Annotated in this window: 17 protein-coding genes; 4 read left to right on the forward strand and 13 right to left on the reverse strand. The window is 68.0% G+C overall.

Annotated elements, in window-relative coordinates; genetic code table 11:
* Window positions 1-8 precede the first annotated feature (8 nt).
* Window positions 9-782, forward strand: a complete 774-nt coding sequence (locus ACFVWG_RS37100; protein WP_391548174.1) for an SDR family NAD(P)-dependent oxidoreductase — start codon at window positions 9-11, stop codon at window positions 780-782.
* On the opposite strand, the gene ACFVWG_RS37105 is transcribed toward ACFVWG_RS37100, so the two are convergent.
* The 4 genes from ACFVWG_RS37105 to ACFVWG_RS37120 all read right to left on the reverse strand — a co-directional run bounded on the left by ACFVWG_RS37105 (window position 773) and on the right by ACFVWG_RS37120 (window position 7,643).
* Window positions 773-2,131, reverse strand: a complete 1,359-nt coding sequence (locus tag ACFVWG_RS37105; protein WP_391548175.1) for an acetyl-CoA carboxylase biotin carboxylase subunit family protein — start codon at window positions 2,129-2,131, stop codon at window positions 773-775. The genes ACFVWG_RS37100 and ACFVWG_RS37105 overlap by 10 nt on opposite strands.
* Window positions 2,128-3,351, reverse strand: a complete 1,224-nt coding sequence (locus tag ACFVWG_RS37110) for an MFS transporter (RefSeq protein ID WP_391548176.1) — start codon at window positions 3,349-3,351, stop codon at window positions 2,128-2,130. The genes ACFVWG_RS37105 and ACFVWG_RS37110 overlap by 4 nt, the downstream gene beginning before the upstream one ends.
* Window positions 3,348-5,318, reverse strand: coding sequence for a PEP/pyruvate-binding domain-containing protein (locus ACFVWG_RS37115; RefSeq protein ID WP_391548177.1), 1,971 nt, complete (start codon window positions 5,316-5,318; stop codon window positions 3,348-3,350). The genes ACFVWG_RS37110 and ACFVWG_RS37115 overlap by 4 nt, the downstream gene beginning before the upstream one ends.
* 93 nt (window positions 5,319-5,411) lie before the next feature.
* A complete protein-coding gene (locus ACFVWG_RS37120; protein ID WP_391548178.1) occupies window positions 5,412-7,643 on the reverse strand; it encodes an ATP-binding protein in 2,232 nt (743 codons plus the stop codon).
* A 156-nt stretch (window positions 7,644-7,799) separates the two neighbouring features.
* Between ACFVWG_RS37120 and ACFVWG_RS37125 the strand changes: the two genes are divergently transcribed.
* Window positions 7,800-8,960 carry a peptidoglycan DD-metalloendopeptidase family protein gene (locus ACFVWG_RS37125; protein ID WP_391548179.1) on the forward strand — a complete coding sequence of 387 codons (1,161 nt, stop codon included), beginning with the start codon at window positions 7,800-7,802 and terminating at the stop codon, window positions 8,958-8,960.
* A gap of 41 nt (window positions 8,961-9,001) precedes the next feature.
* Here the strand turns inward: ACFVWG_RS37125 and ACFVWG_RS37130 are convergent, their stop codons facing one another.
* A complete protein-coding gene (locus tag ACFVWG_RS37130; RefSeq protein ID WP_391548180.1) occupies window positions 9,002-10,171 on the reverse strand; it encodes an acyltransferase family protein in 1,170 nt (389 codons plus the stop codon).
* 399 nt (window positions 10,172-10,570) lie between these two features.
* On the opposite strand from ACFVWG_RS37130, the gene ACFVWG_RS37135 reads away from it, so the two are divergent.
* Window positions 10,571-11,644 carry an acyltransferase family protein gene (locus ACFVWG_RS37135; protein ID WP_391548181.1) on the forward strand — a complete coding sequence of 358 codons (1,074 nt, stop codon included), beginning with the start codon at window positions 10,571-10,573 and terminating at the stop codon, window positions 11,642-11,644.
* On the opposite strand, the gene bla is transcribed toward ACFVWG_RS37135, so the two are convergent.
* The 3 genes from bla to ACFVWG_RS37150 all read right to left on the reverse strand — a co-directional run bounded on the left by bla (window position 11,637) and on the right by ACFVWG_RS37150 (window position 14,175).
* Window positions 11,637-12,524, reverse strand: a complete 888-nt coding sequence (bla, locus tag ACFVWG_RS37140; protein ID WP_391548182.1) for a class A beta-lactamase — start codon at window positions 12,522-12,524, stop codon at window positions 11,637-11,639. The genes ACFVWG_RS37135 and bla overlap by 8 nt on opposite strands.
* A 13-nt stretch (window positions 12,525-12,537) precedes the next feature.
* The gene (locus ACFVWG_RS37145; RefSeq protein ID WP_391548183.1) at window positions 12,538-13,851 is read right to left on the reverse strand and encodes an epoxide hydrolase family protein; all 1,314 of its coding nucleotides are present in this window, start codon (window positions 13,849-13,851) and stop codon (window positions 12,538-12,540) included.
* Between the two features lie 90 nt (window positions 13,852-13,941).
* Window positions 13,942-14,175, reverse strand: coding sequence for a helix-turn-helix domain-containing protein (locus tag ACFVWG_RS37150; protein ID WP_391548184.1), 234 nt, complete (start codon window positions 14,173-14,175; stop codon window positions 13,942-13,944).
* A 6-nt stretch (window positions 14,176-14,181) separates the two neighbouring features.
* Between ACFVWG_RS37150 and ACFVWG_RS37155 the strand changes: the two genes are divergently transcribed.
* Window positions 14,182-14,523 (forward strand): zinc-binding dehydrogenase, encoded by a 342-nt coding sequence (locus ACFVWG_RS37155; protein WP_391548185.1) that lies wholly within the window; start codon window positions 14,182-14,184, stop codon window positions 14,521-14,523.
* Here the strand turns inward: ACFVWG_RS37155 and ACFVWG_RS37160 are convergent.
* From ACFVWG_RS37160 to ACFVWG_RS37180, 5 genes are all read right to left on the reverse strand, one after another.
* Complete coding sequence (locus tag ACFVWG_RS37160) at window positions 14,520-15,305, reverse strand: hypothetical protein (protein ID WP_391548186.1); 786 nt, start codon at window positions 15,303-15,305, stop codon at window positions 14,520-14,522. The genes ACFVWG_RS37155 and ACFVWG_RS37160 overlap by 4 nt on opposite strands.
* A 70-nt stretch (window positions 15,306-15,375) precedes the next feature.
* A complete protein-coding gene (locus tag ACFVWG_RS37165; protein ID WP_391548187.1) occupies window positions 15,376-16,119 on the reverse strand; it encodes an FHA domain-containing protein in 744 nt (247 codons plus the stop codon).
* 1 nt (window position 16,120) lies between these two features.
* Window positions 16,121-17,905, reverse strand: coding sequence for a serine/threonine-protein kinase (locus ACFVWG_RS37170; RefSeq protein ID WP_391548188.1), 1,785 nt, complete (start codon window positions 17,903-17,905; stop codon window positions 16,121-16,123).
* Between the two features lie 98 nt (window positions 17,906-18,003).
* A complete protein-coding gene (locus tag ACFVWG_RS37175; protein ID WP_391548189.1) occupies window positions 18,004-18,999 on the reverse strand; it encodes a MarR family transcriptional regulator in 996 nt (331 codons plus the stop codon).
* Between the two features lie 71 nt (window positions 19,000-19,070).
* Window positions 19,071-22,382: an RICIN domain-containing protein gene (locus tag ACFVWG_RS37180; protein ID WP_391548190.1), complete on the reverse strand. Its 3,312-nt coding sequence runs from the start codon at window positions 22,380-22,382 to the stop codon at window positions 19,071-19,073.
* Window positions 22,383-22,562 lie beyond the last annotated feature (180 nt).

Genomic DNA, 22,562 nt, shown 5'->3' on the forward strand with positions numbered 1-22,562 from the left:
GTGAAGACATGAACAAAATTGCTCTCGTCACCGGCGCCACCTCTGGTATTGGCGCTGCCTTCGCTGAACGCCTCGCGGCAGACGGCTACAACCTGATCCTGGTCGGCCGCCGGAAGGAGCGGCTCGACGAGTTCGCCGCCGCTCATCCGGAGGTGTCGGTCACTGGCGTCGTCGCCGACCTGGCGACCGACGACGGCATCGCGACCGTGGCCGGCCTTGCTGCCAGCGAGCCGCTGGATCTGCTCGTCAACAATGCCGGTGTCGCGCACTACATGCCGATGGCTGACCTGCCCGCCGACAAAGCGCGCGAACTGCTGAGCGTGAAGGTACTCGCGCCGACCCTGATCACCCGCGCCGCCGTCGGCCCGATGCAGACGCGGCGTGCCGGCGCGATCATCAACGTCGCCGGGATGATCGCGTTCAGTGGTCCGGCGGACAAGTCCGTGATGCCACGACGAGCGACGTACGCCGGTTCGTTGGCGCACCTGGTCGCGATGTCGCAGGCGCTGAGCGCGGAACTCGACGGCACTGGCGTTCAGGTGCAGGTGCTGTGCCCGGGCGTGGTCGCGACCGAGTTCCACACCCGGCAGGGGATGGACCTCAGCGCCATCCCGCGGATGACCGCCGCGGATGTGGTCACGGCCGGCCTCCGCGGACTCGAACTCGGTGAGGTCGTGGCTGCCCCCGGAGTGGAAGACGTTCGCCTCCTCGACGCCGTTTTCCAGGCTGACCTCGCCGCGTTCGGCGGACAGAGCACCGAGCTGGCGACCCGCTACCGCTGAGTCGTCGCCAGCGCGGTCTCCATACCGTCGAGGATTGCGCGGCAGTCGCGGAGCAGGGTGGGGGCGTCGTTCGCGGTGAGGAGGAAGACGCCCAGCCAGTTCCGCGATCCACCGGACGGATCGAATTCAGGGACCTGGGTGCCGTTCGGCAGCATGAACGCCGGCACAGGCTCGACGGTGCTTCCAGGGGAGAGAAGGGTGGACCAGTCCACCCGCTCGGGATCCCAGAACGGCTGGGTCTGCCACGGAACGCCCGCGGCGCTGGCCGGTACCACCGCGACAGAGGCCGCGGCGCGGCCGCCTTCGACGAGCATGGCCGGCGGGTAGCCGACGGCCTCGCCGAGCTGCTCGCGGATCAGCATTCCGATCGGGTCCAGGTCGAACGCGATCTCGACCTGCCGGGTGGTGAGCAGTCCGCCGAACCGTGCGCCGACCTCGATCACCACCAGTTCACCGTCCGCCCGCAGCTTGAGCTCGGTGTGCGTGCCGCAGGTGTCCAGACCGAGCGCGTCGACCGCGCGCCGCGAGACGTCCTCGATCCGTCGCTGCAGCTCCTCCGGGAGGACACACGGCGACGTACTGGCGACCTCGATGTACGGCGGAACTGTCGGCAGCTTGGCGGTGATCGCCAACGGATGGTAGATGCCCTTGGCAACGATACCTTCGACACTCAGGTAGTCGCCGTACCCGTCCTCGTCGTACCAGCCTTCCGTCGTACCGTCCATGATCTCTTCGACCAGCCGGTCGCCGTCGGTGTTCTGCTCGAACAGTTCGTTCATGCCGACCTGGCCACCGCGCTCCAGCGCCTGCTCGATCTCCGCCCACGCATCGGCGACCTGATCCTGCGAGGTCAGCACGAGCTGAGCCACCGAACCCGCACCCCAGGCGGGCTTGAGCAGCAGCGGGGGAGTGAGTGCAGCCAACGCACCGCGGAGGTCGGCGGCCGAATCGACCCGACGGAAGCGGGGGATCGGCACACCGGCAGCCTGCCAGGCCTGCCGCATCAGCCGCTTGTCGCGCGCCACGCGGATCCCGGGACCGGCGCCAGCCAGGCCGAGCCGATCCGCAGCGTTGGCAACTGCCAGTACGGCGAACTCGGACAAGGTGAACAACGCGTCCGCACCGATGGACTCGGCGTGCGCGATGATGGCCTCGACCACGGGCTCGCCCGGCGTCAGCCCACCGGGGTGCACGGTGATCGACGTACAGCAGGGTTCCCAGATGGCCTTGGCCGCCTCGGGCAGCGGCGACAGCGCGAGCACGTGGAGCTCACCGCAGGCCGCGAGCCGCGGGAACGCGGTCTCCAGCGGTGCGCCACCCTTGACGTAGACGTACAGGATCTTCTTCACGCGAGGCTCTCCTTGGTGGCCGCGCGATCGCGGCTGCGAGTGACGAGTACGGCGAGGGCGACCATCGCGACCGTGACCGCAGCGGCGAGCGCGATCAGGAAGCCGGACATCGCCCCGCGGGCGAGGAAGCCGCCCATGATGAACACGACGAGTGCGCAGACGGCCCGGTCGGCGAGGGACTCGACCGACAGCAGGGTCGCGCGGCGGGCCGGTTCGGTGATGGCCTGGTTGACCAGCTTGCGCTGCACCGGGAACGCGAGTCCGGACGCCAGCGAGAACACGGCGAGGCACGCCATCGTCCCGACCAGCCCCAACGGGATGACCGAGGCCAGCGCGAACGCCATCAAGACAGTCAGTGCGAGCACCACTCGGATCTGCCCGAACCGTGCCAGTACGGCGGATCGTGCCGCCCCTGCGACTTCGAACACAGTCGTGGCAGCCATCAGTACGCCGAACCAGTGCAGCGGAAGGTGCTTCGATTCCAGGATCGGCTGGAAGAGATTCGCCTGCCCGATCCGCACGAGTGTGAACACGGCGATGCCCTGAGCCATCAGCAGCATCAACCGCTTCGACTTCGCCAGCGAACGCAATGCACCAGCCAGCGCCGGGAAAACAGGCTCGATCTTCGAGTGCTCACCAGCCCCAGGCAGCGCCGGGAAGCCCAACGCGATCACGGCCGCAATCCCACAGGTCACCGCCGACAACACGTACGCCGACGGTCCCCACCAAGCGGTGAGGAATCCAGCCGCGGGAAGACAGGCGATCCGGCCGATCAGCGTCCACGCCCGAGCCGACCCTTCAGCTCCCTGGTACGACGTCTCGTTCCCGGTCCGCTGGAGGTACTCGTACAGGTAGGCACTCCCTGCCCCGGAGAACAGCGAGTGGGCCAGCGCGATCAGCAGGAACTGCGCAAGGAACCCGGCGAACGTCGGCGCCCACACTGGGATCAGGTTGGCAGCCACGAGAATGATTGCGCCACCTTGTAAGCAGCGCCGGTAGTCGAAGCGATCCGCGATCATGCCGGTCGGGATGTCGAACAGGCAGAACGCCAGATAGAAGATGCTCTGGATGGAGAAGATCTCGGTGTCCGACAGCCCGGCGGATCGCTGGAACACGTAGAAGACCGGCAGCCACCACAGCAGCCCGGAGAACAGCTGGAAGGCGTTGTAGCGACGAATCACCCGCGCCGCGGCGGCGGTCGGCGGCTTCACGGCGCTCACGCGGCGAGCTGGTACGGACGGCACTGCAGCAGCACGATCCGATCGCCGTCGACGAGCCACTCGACGTCCACCGGTGCGTCAACCGGTCCGTCGGCGCCCGCGAAATGGGCCTGCAGCAACCGTCCGATCAGCGCGAGCCGTCCCAGCGTCACCTTCGCCTGGTCGTCCACGTCGACGCCATCGGTGCCCAGGGCAACCGTTCGGCTGCCGCCCTCCATCGTGTTGTAGAGGTGCTGCAACGGATCACCGGCGCCTGAGACGACGTCGTCGACCGAGTTGCGGGCCAGGTTGAGCAGGACGGAACGGAAGTCCCGTCGGTCGAGCGGGTTCGTGGTGACCATGACGCCACCGAGTGCACCGTCGAGCTGCTGTTGAATGACGACACCCATGAAACAGTCGGACAGCCCGATGCCGGCCTCGTCGCGGAGCAGAACGCCGCGCGTGGTGACGAGCGATGCCCAGACCCGCTGGATCGCGTGCACGACGTCCTCGATCGACTCGACCTCGGGGATCGACTCGTAGATGCCCGCGGCGGAGAAGCCGATCAGGTCCTCGGCGTTCGACGAGCTGCGGACGACGACCCGGCCGGCGCCGGTGAGGTGCCGCAGTACGGCGTCCTCGATCAGCGTGCGCAGATCCGCGGGCAGCGGGGTGTCGCGGATCAGGGCCCCGAGTTCACCGCACAACTCGTCGACCTCGCCGCCGAGGGCGAGCGCCATCTTCAGCTTGCCGATGGTCTGCTGGATCGCCGGTGACGACTCCAGGAACTGCTGCTGCAGCGCGAACGGCAGCGCAACCCCGCGCGGCACGACAACATGCTCCTTCATCATCCGCAGCGCGGCCTGCGACAGCTCACTCTGGTCGATGCCGGTGGTCTCCAGGTGCCGAGCCAGGTACTCGAGCAGGTGCGGCCGCGGCGGGCGCGGCGCCGCGTAAAACCCAAGCCAGTATGGCGATCCATCCCGCAGTACGGCGGTCAGCTCGCCGAGGTTCGCCGCCTTCGTACCGAATCGGTGCGCGTCCGTGGATCGCAGCTCGTCCAGCGGAAGGATCTGCGCGGCTGCCAGGTCGGGCTTGCCGATGTCGACCTGCGTGATCGCCCAGGACGGGCCGGCGTCGATCGAGTCCGGCCGGTCGATTCCGCGTACCGCGACCGCCGGAGCCGCAGCGTCCACGATCACCTCGACCCAGGCACCGTCCAGCCCGGCGAGCGAGGCCAGCGCACCGATCTGAATGGCGTTCGGGATTCCCCAGCCGGCCGCGAGCACGTTGGTGTGCGACAGGGGAGTGGTGTGCCGGGAGTTGATCAGCCCCGAGATCCGCGGGATGTCATCCGGCATCCGGTCCATCACCAGGACGTCGTACCAGCGCACGGGCTCGTTCGTCGTGCGGTACGCGTTCTCGGAGGTGAAGACGCGCAGCCGGCCGGACGTCGTACCAGGATTGAGCGGAACGTACGGCGCGGTCGAGTACAGCTCGTGGGCGAGGATCCGCGGCACGTCGTCAGCGGGGAAGCTCTCCTGCAGGTGGTTGGCAGGCTTCAGCAGTACCGGAATGGATTCGTCCACGAGAACGCGGACCGTCCGGTAGAACGCGTGCAGTAGGTCGGCATTCATCGTGTCGACCTCGACGGTCTCCAGGCTGAAGAACTGACCGCCGTACTCCGGCCGGTTGTGCAACGCGAGCGTGCCAAGCAGGAACCGCCGGTCGGCGGCCCGGTAGACCGAGTCGTTGAAGGCGTCGAGGTTCCGGGCCAGCTCGGCGCGCGTCATCCCGAGGATCCGCTCGGCGACGTACTGGACATGCAGCAGCCGGTCGGCGCCGTCGATGAGGTGGACGGTCGAGGTCTCCTGGTCGAGCACGAGCTTCACATACGGATAGCCGGCGACCGTGGTGGCGAGACCTTCGAAGTCGGTCAGCGTCAGGTGGGCATGGGGCAGCGCGGGAATTGTGGGGGCGGTAGACACAACAGATCACAGTAAGGTCAACACCGTGCCTTAGGGTAGTTTTCGTGACGCCCTGTGGCCAGTCTCACCACCTGTAACGTTCAGCGCGCCCCTTCACCGCCGCCGCGAACGGCCACTGATCTCCGCGAAGGCAGCGGTGGCTTCGGCCAGCCGCTGCCACTCGCCGACGTCTTCGAGACCTCGGATCGCCGTCCGGTACGCCGTTGCCGCCTCGCCGAGGCGGCCGAGCCCGGTCAGCGCGCGACCCAGTTCGTAGTGGGTGACCGCCGTACCCCACTGGTCGTCGTGAGCCTCGAACACCGCGAGCGCTCGACCACAACGCCACAGCGCCTCTTCGTGATGGCCCTGATTGTTTCGGAGGGCGCTGAATCGGTACTCCGCCATCGCGACCCCGCGCTCGTCGCCCAACTCCGAGCGCATCTTCAGAGCGAGCTTGAGACAGGCCGCAGCTTCGGTATGCCGGCCGAGCATCTGCAAGGTGTGCGACCGCCGCCCCACCGCGGCTGCCTCACCGAACTTGTCGCCGAGCACCCGGCACTGCTCCGCGTGATCGGCATGCCGCGCCTCGGCTTCGGCGTACTGACCGAGTCCTTCGTAGGCGAGCCCCATCCGCCCGAAGAGCTCAGCCTCCTCCGCGGCGAGCCCAGCGGTCCGCGCGTCGGCCAGGCCGAGCTGGCAGGAGGCAAGGGCGGCGCGGTAGCGATGCTGACCGAGCTGCCCGAGGCCGAGCATGCTGTACGCGAAGGCCCGCGCGGCAAGATCGCCGGAGCGATCTGCGATCACCCGTGCATGGTCGGCGACCTCGACCATGTCCGACCACCGGCACCGCAGGTCGTAGTACCAGGGGATCAACTGGGTGAGATCGCTCAGCAGGGCGTCGTACGAACCATCCGTGCGCGCGCTCGTACGTCGTACCGCGCCAAGAACCGTGCCTGCCTCGGCATCGAGCCAGGCGACCGCGGCCGACCGCCCACCCGGATAGTCCGCGGGCTCGGGAGAGAGCGCCGCTGCAGCCCGGCGGGCTCGGTCGAAAACCCAACCCAGCAAGGCCTTCTCGGCCTTGTCGCGCTGCGCATCCTCCTGCAGGAGCTCGCACGCATACAGCTGCAAGAGATCATGCATGCGATAGCGCCCCGGAGTCGCGGCCAGACCGATCAGGCTGGCCCCGGCCAAGACCTCCAACGCCACCTCGGCGGGCTCACCAAGTAGGGCACTAGCAGCCTGTACGTCGAAGTCCGCGCCCGGCGTGAGCGCGAGCCGCCGGAACAATCGACCGGCGATCGGCGAGAGCTCCCGGTAGGACAAGGCGAACGCACTCCGCACCGCCAAGTCACCCGCGGTGAGACGGCCGAGCCGATTCTGTTCGTCTCGCAGCAGCTCGGCGAGGTGTGCGATCGACCAGTCCGGCCACGACGCCAGCCGGTTCCCGGCGATCCGCACGGCCAGCGGAAGCCGACCGCACGCGGCGACCACCTCGGCCACCGACTCGGGCTCCGCCTCAGCACGACCCGCGCCGACGATGTCGGTGAGCAACGCCTGCGCGTCGTCCATGGTCAGCTCCGCCAGTCCAACACGCCTCGCACCGGACAACCCCGTGAGCCGCTGTCGGCTAGTGACGACGACCAGCACCGGACCGGGCCCCGGCAGCAACGCGCGCACCTGCGCCTCGTCTCGCGCGTTGTCCAGCACGAGCACACACCGACGCCCAGCCATCCGCGACCGGAACATCGCCGCCGCCTCATCCACCTCGGTAGGCAACTGCCCATCCGGTACGCCGAGTGCCCGGAGCAGTCGGCGCAGTACCGCCTCAGGTTCCGCAGCTCCCAGCTCGACGAAGAACTGCGCATCCTGCAGCCCCAGCCGGAACGCCTGTTGCGCGGCGCGCACCGCGAGCGTGGTCTTCCCGGCGCCCGGCTGCCCGGTCACCACGACAGTCACCGGTCCGCGGCCGGCCAGACAATCGGCCGCCGCCGCGAGCACGGTCGCCAACTCGGCATTGCGTCCCTGGAAGTCCGCCGGCACAGCCGGAAGCTCGGCAATGGTTAAAGCGGTCGATTGCTCGACCGGATCAGCCTTCCCGATGGCACGCTCGGCCAGGGCGGCAGTGCGGAGTGCGCCGAGTTCGCCATCGGTGATCTGGAGTTGCTGCTCGTACCGCTCGATCAGGTCTGCAGGCGCGAGCCGCCGGCCCTTCTCGTAGTCCGACAGGCCGCCGTGACCTTGCATCCCCAGCCGCGCGGCGAGCTGTCGCAGCGACAGCCCACGAGCCAGCCGATAACGCAGCATGGCCGCGCCAAGCGCAGCCCGAGCCGACCTGTGCTCCATCGATACCTCCCCCACCCCACCACCCCGGTCTGGCACCTCACCCCACCCCAGTGGACAGTCTCTGGACGGCAACCAGTCCACAAGATAACCGACGCTCCGTAATCAGTGGATAGCGTCTGGCAACCGATCCTGTTCCGCCCCATCAGGAGGTTCGCTATGACGTTCAACTCGAGGCTGCGCGCAGGCGCAGTGCTCATCGCGGGTGCCCTGGTGGTGCCCGCGACAGCCGCCCAAGCCGCTCCCGCTCCCGCTGCCCAACCCGACCTGCAGCAGGCCGTCACGGCCAAGGTCAGTGCCGCCAAGACCAGCAAGGCCAAGGCAGACGTTCAGGTCAGCGTGACCCGAGGTGCCGGGACCGGCGCGGTCTTCGGTACGACGGTCGCGGTCGTACCGCAGGGTCAGGACACGTACCCCGAGGGCTGGTTGTTCGCGGCCCGGCTGGTCGACGGCAAATGGCAGGTCGGCCTCGAAGGGGAGCGTGCCTTCAGCGACCTGACCGCCACCTCGCCGGTGGTCTCCGCGAAGGAGAAGCAGCTGTTCGCGCCCCAAGCTGCCGGTGGCGACTTCCGGACCGGCATGCGGCTACCGTTCGCGCTCGGCGCGTCATGGAGCATGCCGGGAGGGCCACACGGCTGGGCCGGCACAGATACGCCGTACAGCTCGGTGGATCTGTCCGGCGGTAACGGTCAGGTGCTCGCGGCGCGCGCCGGTACGGCGTACACGATGTGCGGCAACGGCAAGGGCTGGATCCGCGTCATCCACGACCGTGGTTACGCGACGGATTACTACCACATGTTCGGCAACATCGCGGCGAACGGACTGGCCGTCAGCGAGGGCACGTTCCTCGGCAACATCGGGACCGACGTCTCCTGCGGTGGCTCTGCCAGCGGCCCGCACGTGCACTTCGCGTTGCGGCAGAACAGCGCGTACGTCGGGATCGCGGGTCACAACGTCGGCGGCTGGGTGTTCCAGAACGCCGCCTCCGCCTACAACGGCACCGCACTGCACGGCAGCACGCTCCGGAGCCCGGGCCAGCAGCTCTACAACTACGGCGCGCTCGGGTTCACGCAGGGGATCATCGACGCGTTCGGCGGCGGCACCGTCAACAAGCGCACCGGACCGGGCACGAACTACGCACTCGCAGGAAGCGTCGCCGACGGCACGACGGTGAACATCTCCTGCTCCAAGAACGGCACCTCGCACAGCGGGCGCTGGGGGACCACCAGCCTCTGGAACCGGCTGAGCGATGGCACCTGGGTCAGTGACGCCTTCATGTGGACCGGAGTCGCAACTCCGGTCAACGGCACCTGTCCCTGACCTGAGGTGGCCGGGGTGCCCCCAGCGCCCCGGCTGTCAGGTCAGGACAGTTTGCGAGCGATGAAGCGTTTGCCGACGTTGATCATCGGCTTCTCCACCCAGAGGTAACAAAGGTGTGCCATCAGGATCGACATCAGTGCGACCGGCAGCCACGGAATCGGGGTCTTCCCCAAGTGTGCGCCGAAGAGCAGATAGATCCCGAGCACCGCCTCGTGCGCGAGCAGCTGCACCAGGTAGATCGAGTACGACCGCTCACCCAGGAAGACGAAGGGCCGCGTCGCCAGCAGCCGCTGCGGGAAGGCATTGGCGAGCAAGGCCGGCAACAGCAGGAACCCGACCAGTACGACGTACGGCGGGGTGATCGCGATGAAGCCGGGGACATTCCCAGCCAGGTGGTGCTTCTCGATGAACGCGCCCCACAAGTGCACGCTGCCGTGGATCGCGACGAATGCTGCCGCCGCCACACAGGCCACCCAGGGCCGGGTCAGCGGCCGGAACAGCTTGTAGGTCTTGGGGTTGTGCATCAGGATCGCGACCAGGCAGCCGACCAGGATCGAGAAGTAGTGCGCCGTCCAGCCGCGCGGGTCGCCGCCCATCGAGAGCGGCACCATCGTGAGCAGGACCGCCATCAGCACCAGGGTCAGACCGACCCGGCCGCCGAACTTGGCCTTGCGCTGCACCAGGATCGCCGAGAACGCCAGCAGCGGCCAGAACAGGTAGAACTTCTGCTCGATCCCCAGTGACCAGGACTGCCCGTACGAGCCGCCGTGGCCGAACTCGTTGAAGAAGAACAGGTACAGCGGCAGCTCGGAGCCGGGCGGGCGACTCGTCACGGTGCCGGCGAAGATCTGCGCGATCAGCGTCACGGCGAGCAGGACGAAGTACACCGGCAGGATGCGGAAGATCCGCCGGGCGTAGAACTTCTTGAAGGAGATCCGCCCGTTGCGGTCCTCCTCGCGCAGCATCAGCGTGGTGATCAGGTAGCCCGAGATCACGAAGAAGATCTGGACGCCGATCCAGCCCTGGACCCAGTCCGGCCCCTGGTTGTGGAAGACCACGACCATCAGCGCGGCGATCGCCCGCAGTCCGTCGAGCGCCGGGAACCGCTTCAGCCCCAGGTACTCGGAGTGACTCATCGGCTGCCGTCCAGATCTCGCCGGCCGCTCGTCGAGCGCGCTCGGGACAACCTCGGCGGTCGGCGGTGAAGACATCGTGCTCCTGTGCGATATGGCGTTCAGGGGTGATCGGTAGGACGCCGGCGCCGGGTGAAAAGTTCGAGCGACTACACCCACGACGGTCTGTCACCTTACCGAAACATCGGATCAGCACCGAAATCGGACGGATCCGTCCGGTGCCCTGTGATGCGTCCGTGAAACGACTGTGAAATGGCCGCGCCGGAGGCTGTGACGCGTGCCACGGGACTCAACCTTCCCGGCTGCCTCCATCGTCTTCGTCCTCGTCGTCTCGTGTCGTCGCTCGGACGGACCACGTCGCACTCCGCCAGATCGCACTTTCGGGGTACGTCGATCGCCGGTGTCAGACCACGGGATGACGTCGGCTGCCGTCTCGGGGCTGATGGCGTGAGGCCACGATCTTTCTACTTTGAGGACATGATGACGGAGCGGAGCCGCGTCGCCTGGGCGGATGTTGCCAAGGGCGTCTGTATCTTGCTGGTCGTGCTGTGGCACGTCCTGATGAAGCACTACCTACAGATCCACTGGCACATCGGTGGCCAGGTGAAAGGGGCCTGGGGCACTTTTGGGGAGCAGTTGCTGCCCTTGCGGATGCCCTTGTTCTTCGCGGTCTCCGGGTACTTCGCCGTCCGCGCGGTGCAGCGGACCTGGCCCGAGGTGCTGCGCACCAAGGTCGCGAAGTTCTACTACCTGTACGTGCTGTGGCTGATCATCCACACCGCGATCCTGGCCTTTGTCCCGGACTTCGGCACCGAGAGTGCGGATGGACCGCTGAAGTTCATCGCGCAGTTGTTCATCACGCCGTCGAACCTTTGGTACCTGTACGCGCTCGCGCTCTACTTCATCGTCGCCCGCGCCACTCGTCGGGTGCCGCCGTGGGTGATGCTGGGACTGGCGTTCCTGCTGTCGGCCACTGCCTCGGCCGGACTGGTCGCCGTACCGGGGGATCGGGCCGGCGTCTATCAGAACCTGGTCTTCTTCCTGGCCGGCCTCTACGGCAAGACCGTCATCGAGAAGCTCGCCGCTGAGGCGAGCTGGCTGCGGCTGGCGATCATCGCCGTCCCGTACGCCGTTCTGCTGGGCGTGGTGGCCTTCTTCGACGCCAAGACCTGGTTCGGGTTGTGGCCGGTCGTCAGCGGTGTCGCGATCATCCTGGGGGTGACCGCGGCCGGTCTGGTGACTCGCTGGGCCGGGCTGACCACCGCGCTGGCAAGCGTCGGTCGCCGGACGCTGCCGATCTACGTGATGCACATGCCGTTGCTGGCCCTGCTGCACGCAGCGCTGGTGAAGCCCCTGTCGAGCGCGGGCCCGACGATCCAGCTGGTCGCTCAGATCGTCGAGCCCGTCGTACTGACCGCATTTCTGGCCTGGCTGTGCCTGTTGCTCTACAAGTACTTGCCCAAGGCCCTCTTCGAGCTGCCGTTCGGGCTTGGCGTCAGCCGCAGGGCTGCGCACAGGCGAACGAATGGCAGTGCGGTGGGAGTTAGCTGAGCGCCTTGATCGCCGCGGCTGCGGCTGCGGCGATCAGCGCGTCGTCGGTCGGGGCGTCCTTGACGTCCTTGGTGGACATGATCGCGAGCATGATCGGCGCGCGGTTCGGCGGCCAGATCACGGCGACGTCGTTGCGGCCGCCGTAGTTCGCCGTACCGGTCTTGTCGCCGACCTTCCAGTTCTTCGGGACACCCGCGCGGATCGTCTTGTCGCCGGTGGTGTTGCCCACCAGCCAGGCGTTCAGGATCGCCTGCTTGGCCGGCGGCAGGGCGCGGCCCAGCGTGAACTTCTGCAGGCTCGTCGCGAGCTGCCGTGGGGTGGTGGTGTCGCGGGTGTCGCCGGGCGTGTTCTCGTTGAGCGTCGGCTCGTTGCGGTTGACGCGGGAGACGCCGTCACCGAGCTTGCGCAATGCGGTCTGCAGCGCGGCCGGACCGCCGAGTTCGGCGAGGATGAGGTTCGCTGCGGTGTTGTCGCTGAAGCGGATCGCCGCGTCGCACAGTTCGCGCAGCGTCATCCCGGTGCCGACGTGCTTCTCGGTGATCGGCGAGTAGGAGACGAGGTCGGCGGCCGTGTAGTGGATCAGCTTGTCGAGATCCTTGGCCTGGCTCAGCAGTACGCCGCAGGCCAGTGACTTGAACGTCGACGCGAACGCGAACCGCTCGTTGGCCCGGTAGCTGACCGTACGGCGGCTGCCGGTGTCGAGCGCGTAGACCCCGAGCCGCGCGGAGTACTGCTGTTCCAGTGCGCGGAACGTACTCGCCTGGGTCACCGAGGCGGTGGTTGCCGTCGGCATCGATGCCGGGGCGGCCACCGCGCCCGAGGAGCACGCGGAACTGATCAGCAGGACAGCGGACACACCAGCCACCAGAAGTCGTCGCATGCCACCAACATAATCAATCGTTGGAAAGACCCCGCGCCGGACCCCGGTAGCCGCGGAAGGCAGCGCGGACCTCGTCGGTGAACAATGCCGGCTCTTCCCAGGCGGCGAAGTGACCGCCGCGGGCGGGCTTGTTGTAGTAGTTAAGGGTGGGGTAGGTCTTCTCGACCCAGCTGCGCGGGGCTTGCATGATCTCGCCGGGGAAGGCGCTGAAGCCGACCGGTACGTCGACCGGGGGCGGGACCGGGCCGGTGGCTCGGGCCCGGGCGCTTTCCCAGTAGACACGGGCGGCGGAGGCGCCGGTCCCGGTCAGCCAGTAGAGCGTGATGTTGTCAAGGATGTGGTCGCGGGTGAGGTTGCCCACGGGCCGGCCCTCGACGAAGGCCTGGGAGATCTTGTAGTAGCTGTCGGTGTCGTGGTCGAGCATCCAGGCGGCAAGCGCGACCGGTGAGTCGAGCAGCGCGTAGCCGATCGTCTGCGGGCGGGTGGTCTGCTCGATCCGGTAACCGTTGCCGGTGGCATTGAACTCGGCGACGGCGGCCGCTGCGGCCTGCTCCTCAGCGGTGGTGGTCGGCCAGCCGACTCCGCTCAGCGCTGCACCGAGCAGGTTGACGTGGATGCCGAGCAGCCCGGCCGGCGCCTGACGACCCAGGTTGTCGGTCACCGCGGAACCGACGTCACCACCCTGAGCGACGTACTGGGTGTAGCCGAGTCGGTGCATGAGCTCGTTCCACGCCTTCGCGGTGTGGCCCGGGTCCCAGCCGATCTCGGTTGGCTGGCTGGAGAATCCGTACCCCGGGATCGACGGGAGCACTAGGTGGAAGGCATCGGAGGCGCGGCCGCCGTGCGCGGTCGGGTTCGTCAGCGGGCCGACGGTCTCCAGCAGCTCCACGAACGAGCCCGGCCAGCCGTGCGTCATGATCAGCGGCAGCGCGTCCTTGTGCGGCGACCGTACATGGACGAAGTGCACGTCCACGCCGTCGATCTCGGTGGTGAACTGCGGCAGCTTGTTGATCTTCGCCTCGAATCGGCGCCAGTCGTACCGGCTCACCCAGTACTTCGCCAGCGCCTTCGTCGTCGCCAGTTGCACGCCCTGAGAACGGTCCTTGACCAGCTCCGCCGTCGGCCAGCTCACCGCAGCAACGCGTCGCCGCAGATCCAGCAGCTTCTGCTGCGGAACAGAGACCCGAAATGGATGGATCGCCGCTGACGTGGCTGGTGGTGCGGCGCTGGCCACCCCGTTGCTCAGTGCGGCCAAGCCGACTCCGGCCACCAGTCCGCCCTGCAACACGCTCCGCCGCGAAGGCCCGACCCCATCCGTGAACTGCATCCGCTTCTCCCATCCGGCAACCATCTGCTGTTACCAGTCACTCTCGCCGGACCGTCCACTGGTCGCCCCAGTGAAACCCACTGGTCTGAGCTAGTTGCGGAAGGTTCGGCGGTAGGCGATGGGGGAGACGCCGCTGGTCTCGCGGAGCTGCTGGCGGAGGTTCGTCCCAGTGCCCAGGCCAGTGCGGTCGGCGATCTGGTCGACGGTGAGGTCGGTGTCCTCGAGCAGTTGGCGGGCGTAGTCGAGGCGCTGCATGGTGAGCCAGCTGCCCGGACTCACGCCGGTCTCGGCGCGGAAGCGACGGGTGAAGGTGCGCACGCTCATTCGGGCGTGCTCCGCGAGTTCGACCAGGCTCAGCGGTCGACCGAGCTGCTCGCCGGCGAGACCGGTCTGCGCTCGCTGAACGTGCTGAAGGACAGCGGCTCGTACGTCTCCATTCTTCCTCCTGCGCCCGAGACGGTCGCCGAAGCGAACCGTCGCGGCCTCCGCGCCGAGTTCACCCTCGTCGAACCGGACGGCCTCGCCCTGACCGCGATCACCGACCTGGTCGACCAAGGCAAGCTGCGGGTCGAGATCGACTCGGTCTTCCCGCTGGCCGAGGCCGCCGACGCGCACCGGCGCGGCGAGACCAACAAGGCCAGCGGCAAGATCGTCCTCCGCGTGCGCCCCTAAGGAGCGCAGGTCGGCTCCGGGCCCTGGTAGCCGGGCTTGGAGGACTTGTCGATACCGACGTAGCACTCGATGCCGGCGCTGACGGTGTTCTCGCCGATGGTCGCGTCGGTGGACTTGATGGCCAGGCCGATCGCCTTGTCCGGGCTCGCGGCGAAGGTGTTGCCTTCGACAACCAAGTGCTGGATGTCCTCGATCATCAACGCCTGCGAGGCATCCAGGGTCTCGCAGTAGTTGTTGCGCAGGGTGAAGTAGTTGCTGTGGCCCTTGCCGTCACCCTCGCCGTCGTTCGGGCCTTCGGCCATCAGGCACATGTTGTCGATCTTCTCGCAGCGGTTGCCCTCGATCAGGACCCGCTGGCTCGGCGGCGTGTCGTCGGCGAAGGTCTGCAGGCAGTCGGCGTGCCGGCCGCCGGTGTTGCGGGTACCGCTGATCGTGTTGTTGAGGATCTTCAGGTCGTTGCCGAAGAACCGGATGCCGTCACCGTCGCCGCCCTGGGGATCGGTGACGGTGTTGTTCTGCACGGTGACGTTGTTGCCCTCGAGGTCGATCCCCGGCGCCTTCGGCTTGATCAGCGTGTAGTTCTGGACGACCACGTAGTCGGCGTCGATGGTGATCCCGGCCACCGACTGCCCGTTGCCGTCGTACACCTTGGGGTTGCCGGCGGTGCCACCTTGGGTGATCTTCAGCCGACTGGCCTGCGGTACGGCGGCCGACTCGGGCGCCGGATGAAGGACACCGGCGGTCAGGGCTGCGATGAGGGCGATGACGGGGGCGGTTCGCATGATGTGCTCCTGCTCGAACGGGGCTGGTTCGCGCCGAACGTAAACCCGTGCGCCCGGGAGTGGTCCCGGGTCAGTCGAGCAGCCGCAGGTCTGCCGAGGTGAGGGTGGTCGAGAGCATCAGGGCGGTGAACAGGTTGTCGTTCAGCGTGTTGCCCACAGGTTCACCGACCTCCTCGCGGGTCAGCCCGGCCTGGCCGTCCCGCGAGAGCCGACCCCGGATCCCGGCGACCAGATGCTCCACCCGTTTGGAACTCCAGCCGTCCTCGGGCGCGAGCTCGGCGAGCTGATCAGCCGCCTGCCGCCAGGACAAGGGGAGCGGATGCAGGTCGTTGAGCAGGTACCGCTGGCCGACCACCGTCAGCACGAGCCGTTCATCGGGAGTCAGCGTCCAGGACCGCGGCGGCTGAGTCGGATCCTGCGGACGAACGACGGGCTTGGTCTCCTCCGCGACGTACACCTCCAGCAGGTGCTCGCGACCCTGCGAGCCCTGGATGAACAGCGGCGTGTACCCGGCTGTCAGGGGGATCGCCGTGTCGCCGGGCAGCAACCACTGGGATTTGGGGAACCGGATCGGCAGCTGCCCGGTCGCCGTCACCCACCACTGGCCGTTGGTGAACTCCAGTTGGCCGTGCCGGCGGCTGACCCGCGGGTCGTCCTCTCCGACACAGACATGGACGTCGGGCCGGTTCCGCCCGAAGTAGATGGTGTGCCCCTCGCCCGGGGGCACGGACAGCTCACCGGCCACGCTGCGGACGTAGATGGTCCTGGGCAAGGCTTTTCGTCCGACCTCGGCGAGACTCGTCCGCTTCTCCATCTCACGCCCTCGGCAGCTTGGACGCGGCGGCCGTGCCGAGTTCTCTTGCCAGGCGGCACAGCTCGGCGCTCGAGCCGTCACCCCGGACGATGAGCTGGATCAGCTCGACGGCCGGCTTGCCGTGCGGATCCGCGTAGCTGCGGTGCACGATCCGCGCCACACACGTGTCCGGACCGTCGTCGCCCGCCTGCACGAAGGCCTGACGACCACCGAACTTCGCCGGTACGCCGTCGGTCGCGGACAGCGGTTGATCCCGATCGAACACCAGGTCCACACCGAGGTCGTTCGTGGTGCTGTCCCACCCGCAGGTCCAGTTGCCGAACCCGGCGTCGGGGTGGTTCGCGTCGACCCCCGGGATCAGCGCGAGCGCCGAGGTGTCGAGCAGCGAGCACGCGTCCAGCTGGATCAGCGACTCGGCCGGCAACGACGTCGTACGGCGAGGGATCGGCCCGCGGTCCAGAACCGACAGTGCGTACTGAGTGGCGGCGTCGGCGACCTGACAGACGTTGGGGCCGGTCTCGTCCAGGCGCTGGGCCGAGATGTAGACCTGGTGCTGGTCGGACAGCAGGAGCATCCGCTCGCAGGTGTCGTCCTCGGCCCTCGACCGGACGATGCCCGTGACATTGCCGGTATGGGACTGAAGGCCGGACGGCGTCTCACCCGGGGTGTCCAGCTGAACCTTGACGTCGGTCTCCTGGCCGTCCTTGGTGGTGACGATGACATCGCAACGATCGAAGTTGCCGTAGTCGGTCTCGAGATCGGTCTCGCCGAACCGGCTGAGGGTGCTCGCTTCGATCAGCCCGCACGGATCAGCAGTCCGCACGTCGCCGACCGGACCGGCCTGCGCAGGCGGCTCGGCTTGCGGTGTTTCCTTGTGCCGCACGGACTGAGCCAGCAGCACCCCAACCACCAGTACGGCGACGATCGCGGCTGCGGCAGGCCATCGCCACCTGCGGCGCGTGGGCGCGAGTTGCGTCGTACCGCCGAGCTCGGCGACGGCTTGGGCCGCGGTCGGGCGTACCGCCGGATCGACCGCGAGCATCCGGGCGAGCAGCGCGGTGAGTTCGCCGGCTCGCCGGCTCGGCTGGATCTCGCCGCGTGCCGACTTACGCAGCAGGGCCAGCGGGTTGGACTCGGTACCGAACGGCGAGTGGCCTTCGACAGCGGTGTAGATGACCGCGCCGAGCGAGAAGATGTCGGAGGCCGCGGTCGGCTCTGCGCCGTTCGCCACCTCGGGAGCCAGCTGCGCGGGTGTCCCCATCGTCGAGCTGTCGGTCAGGGTCGCATCGGCCCAGATCCGTTGGGCGATCCCGAAGTCGGCGAGCTTCGCCACGCCGTCCTCGGTGACCAGCACGTTGGCTGGCTTGAGATCGCGATGGATGACGCCGGTAGCGTGGACTGCCTGCACGGCCTGAGCAATCTGCAGACCGATGGCCGCGGCCTCGTGCGGCGGCAGCGGTCCCCGGCGCTCGATCAGCTCCGCCAGGCTCTGCGCCGGCACATACTCGAGCACCAGCCAGTAGTCGAGACCGTCCTCGATCACATCGAAGGTCGTCACCACGTTGGGGTGGTGCAGCTGCGCGCTCAGCTTGGCCTCCCGGCGCAACCGGCGGCCATCGGGGTCGTCGGCCCCGGGGTGGGCCCGCTTGAGTGCAACCACACGTCCGAGCTGCAGGTCCATCGCCCGCCAGACCGAGCCCATTCCGCCGGTCCCGAGCGGTTCCTGCAGCAAGTACCGGCTGGCGATGAGTCGCTGCTCCGCTGCAGCCTCGTCGCGCTCGCTCATCACACTCCTCACTCGCGGACCGGAAGCCGGCCGTTGTCACGGCTGGCAACCATCGTTGAGCAAACAGTAGCGTCACGCGCGGGGAGGCGCTGCTGAGGTCAGTGCGCACCTCCGGAGTTGTCACCGGAGAGCAGGCGGAGGCCGAGTGGGGTAGCGAGGTGCAGGACCGAGCCGCCGACCCGGCGACGGGTGATCAGGCCCGCCTCGCGGAGGGCGGCGGCCTGCTGGCTGGCCGAGGCGGGTGAGACTCCGCAGCGGCGGGCCAGCTCCGTCGTCGTACAGGCGGTGATGGCCGCGGCCAGCGCGGCTGCGCGGGTCGCGCCGAGGACGCCCGGCAGATGGTTGCCGTCCAGATGCAGTCCTTGCTCCGCATGGCGCAGGAGGCCGGCTTGATGCTGGATCGGGTAGACCAGCACCGGCCTGAGCTCGGGGTCGAACAGCTTCGTCGGCACCCGCCAGCAGAACGCGGAGGCTTGCAGATGCAACCCACGACCGTCGAGGTGGTAGTCATTGTCCTTGAGCCCGGCGATGTGCAGCACCGGCGCTTCCCAGTGCATCTGCGTGTTCAGCGTGCTGAGCAACCCTTCGAGCCCTTGGCGCGCGAGCTTGTCCGCCTGCCGACGGCTCTCGGCCGCGACGTGAGTGCGAAGCGACTGCCAGTACGGCGCGATGGCCGTGTCGTGGTAGACCCGCAGCGCTCGGCCGAGCCGCCGGTGAGCGTCCTGTCGCCCGGTCGCGAGCGCCCGGCGCCACGTCGTACCGGGTGATCCCTTGCGGAGCAGAGTGAGCTGGCTGTCGATGTCGCGCCAGGGCGTGGCGAGCACCTGGCTGAGGCCGGTGCTGAAGTCGACGGAGGTGTCGGGCGGAGTCAGGAAGTCAGGCGAATACCCCCGCGAGGGAGCGACGTCGAGCAGCAGGCGGGTGTGCTCCGGCGAAACGTCGGCCAGCACCCGGCGCCGCCAGTCCGTGAAGTACTGCCTGCCGTCCTGGTGTTGGAGGATGTGCAGGCTGAGCAGCACCTCCCACATCGGAGTGGGCTCGGTCGCGATCGTGGTGCGGGCCAGATCTTGTGGAGTGAAGTGAATGCGAAGCATGGGGCGGCTCCAAAGCGTGCTGATCACTGCACAGCGATGCTAGCGATCGTGCTCGGGAGGGGTCCCGGTGGTCAACCGTCGTACTTGTCGAGTTTCCAGCGCTGACACGGGCCGTTCCAGTACGGCCAGATGATCAGGTCGGCCCCCGCATCCTCGCGGCAGCCGCCGACATCCATCGATTTCCCGGTGGTCGTCTGCCGGATCGACCAGCTGCCGCCGCTGGCCGGTTCGATCCGCCAGCGTTGGCAGGGGGAGTCGCCGGCGGTCCACAGGTGCACGATGGCGACGTTCTCCTCCGAACACCCCAGTACGTCGGCGGCCTTGCCCGAACTCGGGTCGATCAGTTGATAGACGTCGTCGCCGACCGGCTTCAGCCGCCAGCGCTGGCACGGGCTGCCCGAGTTCCAGGTCCAGGTCCGCATGTCGGCGCCGTCGGCGTTCACGCAGTCGGTGACGTCGACGACCTTTCCGCCGCGGACCGAGCTGATCCGGTACCGCGCGTCCAGCTGCTTCGCGGTGGCAGCCGGGCGCAGGATCCACTGCTGGCTCGCGGCCGCGCCGCAGGTCTGCTGAGCGATCACAGCGCCGTCGGTGGTGGATGCGCCACGGACGCCGACGCACTTGCCGCTGTTGGCCATCCGCAGGCGCACGAGATTGTCACCGGTCGCGCCGTCGACCGGTTCGAGGGCGAACTGCTGATAGGCGTTGCCGAAGCAGGCATATTGGACGAGCGGCGCGTCCTCGGCCGTGCTCTCGTCGCTGACGTCGAGACATCTGCTCCGGCCGTCGAGGCCGGCGCCGTCGACGTGATTGGGATGCAGCATGAACTGCTCGGTGCCGGCGACCTGAGCGAGCCGGAATCGCTGCTCCAGCGCGCCCGCACAGGTGGATTGCTCGAACGGCGTCTCGTCGGCCTGGCCGGCGCCCTTGACCTGGAGACAGCGCCGGCTGTGCCGGGCGACCAACTCGTACGCGCGATTCTCCAGCTCGAACTTCGGTCCGCTGACCGCGCCGACCGCGGTTCCCGACCACGCGAGTCGTCGCGGGCCGAACGCCGTACCGGTCGAGTTCAGCAGGTACGCCGTGCGACCGCCGTTCGCGGTCGCGGCGACGACCGCCAGATCATCCTTGCCATCGGCACCGAAATCACCGGCGCTGATGGTGACCTTGGCCGGGTCGAACTCACCCGGGGTCCGCCACCAGACCGCCGAGGTGAAGGCGGTCCCGGTCGACCTGAAGACAACCACGCCGAGATCGGTGTCGCTGTAGTCGTAGGCGGCGATCAGGTCGTCACGACCGTCACCGTCCACATCGCCGACCGTGGTCCGGCTGCGGTCCAGGCAATACGCGTTCGCGCCGCTGTCGTGCAGAGTGACCGCAGTGGCGGTGAAGGCGGTGCCTGTCGACCGGTAGAGCTCGCTGACGGTCCGGCACACAGTCGTGGTCTTCTGCGTGACCAGGTCATCGGAGCCGTCGCCGTTGATGTCGGCCAGTTGCAGGCTGCTCAGCGCCCAGTCGCCAGTCGCGCGCACCCACTCGGTCGGCGTACCAAGTGCGCCACCACGGAAGACCAGGACCTTCCAGGTGCCGTCGCCGTTGTTGACCTGCACTGCGATGTCGGCCCGGTTGTCCCCGTCGACGTCACCGGACGCGATCCGAGCCATGCTGTGCGTCCAGCTGTCCGGACTGCTCACCCAGCTGGGCGAATCGGCAGCGACATACCCGTTGCCGTCGGACTCCAGCAACCGCAGCGACATCCGCCGACCGTCCTCCTGCCGGAACAGGGCGACGTCGGAACGCCCGTCACCGGTGAAATCACCAGCCACCGTTCGCGTTCGATCAAGGGGATACCCACCGCTGTCGCCGGAGTCCCACCCGATCTGGCCACCGGCCAGACCGTCACCGCCGGCAGGTAGGTTCCAGACCGCTGTCCGTCCGTTGCCATGATCAATCACAGCCTGTACGTCGGCCCGCCCGTCACCGTTGACATCGCCGCGGACATGCGAGACCGGGGCGGGGTTGGGTTTCGCGCGCAGACTCCACCCGGGCGTGACCGCGCTGAACTGGCCGGCCCGGTCGGCCGCTCGGACGAACAGCCGCGCGTCCGCAGGGCCGTTGGGCGTGTCGGGAGTGAGCGTGACCGGCAGCTTCGCCGTACCGTCCGGGCCGATCGGGATCCGCTGCGTCACCCGGTCCTGGGAGAAGCCGTAGTAGAACTCGGTGGTGTCGGTGTCCCCGGCTGCCCGCCGGAGCGTGACCACACCGGCGGTTCGGGCGGGGACGACCGCGGTGCTCTCCGGGTAGTCGGTGGACTCGATCGTCGGCTGGGGCGGCGGTGTCTGGTCGACGGTGAAGTAGCAGGGCGGGCTGGCCGGACCGAAGGGGATGTTGTCCTCGGCGACGGCGTCATCGCTGCGCGCTTGGTAGGAATAGGTGACGCCCTCGGTGAGTGCGCCGGCCGGGACCTGAGGCCAGGCGAAGGCTGCGCCCGAGGTGGTCAGGGCCGAGTCGACCTCATGGACGACCGCATTGGTGTCGGTACGGCGAATTGTCAGCCGCGTGGTCACGTTGTCGTTGTCGAGATCGCTGGCGACGGCGCCGAGCGTCGGCTGGGTGGTGCTGATCGGCGCCGGGCCGGTTGCGGTGCCACAGGGCTGCGGCCGGTTGAAGTTCACCTTGATCGGCACCCGCGGCGCATTGTTGTAGGTGACAACGATCTTGGCCGTGTCCCAGTAGAAGACCTTCCACTGGTCGCCCTCGTCCTCGTCCGGCGCCCGCAGACCCACCGTCACGAAGGACTTCCGGTCGGCGGCGGCGTTGCGGACGAGATCCAGGATCGACTGCCCGGTGAACTCCATCGCCATGTCCGGCTGGCTGGCCGGGTCCGCGCTGCCCTTGGCGGTGGCGAGCTTCTTGACCCACTTGTTCTTCGAGTTGTTCCAGGTCAGCGACTTGGCCGGATCGATCGAGTCGGTCTGCCACAGGTCGACGGGCTTCTTGTCCGGGACGCCAGTCTCGTCCAGAACGATCTGGAACTTCGCACCGATGATCGTGCTGCCGATGAGCGGCCCGGTGTCCAGCTGGAAGAACGACCGGAACATCGCTCCCTTCATGTCCCCGAATTCGGCGTACCCGACGAAGGCGCGGCCGCGCAGGGTGTTCCAGTACGACTTGTCATCCTCGTCGCGGTTGACCTGCGACCAGCGGTACGGCATGGCCGCGTACGACCTGGCCGTCATCTCGAGGGTGTGAGTGGGCGGAGCCGCCGGCGGGCTCGAGTTCGCGGCCAGAGCAGTGGGTGCCAGGGGAACCAGGGGACTGAGACACAGCGTGAGCGCGGCCAGAAGGCCGACCAGCGTGCGCTGCCTGCGGTGACGTGCCATGACGAACCTCCCCCGTGACCACAACTGCGGTCATCGTGCCAGGGCCCGCCGACAGTTCGGAAGCCCCGCGGACGAACTGGGTTTTGGCCCCATCCGAATGCGTTGCGCACGCAGAGTCGCCACGCCAATACTGACGCCGAGTTGCTCCCCGACCACTCTGGGTCGATTTGTCCCGCCCCT

Source organism: Kribbella sp. NPDC058245, assembly GCF_042882005.1.
Classification (GTDB): domain Bacteria; phylum Actinomycetota; class Actinomycetes; order Propionibacteriales; family Kribbellaceae; genus Kribbella.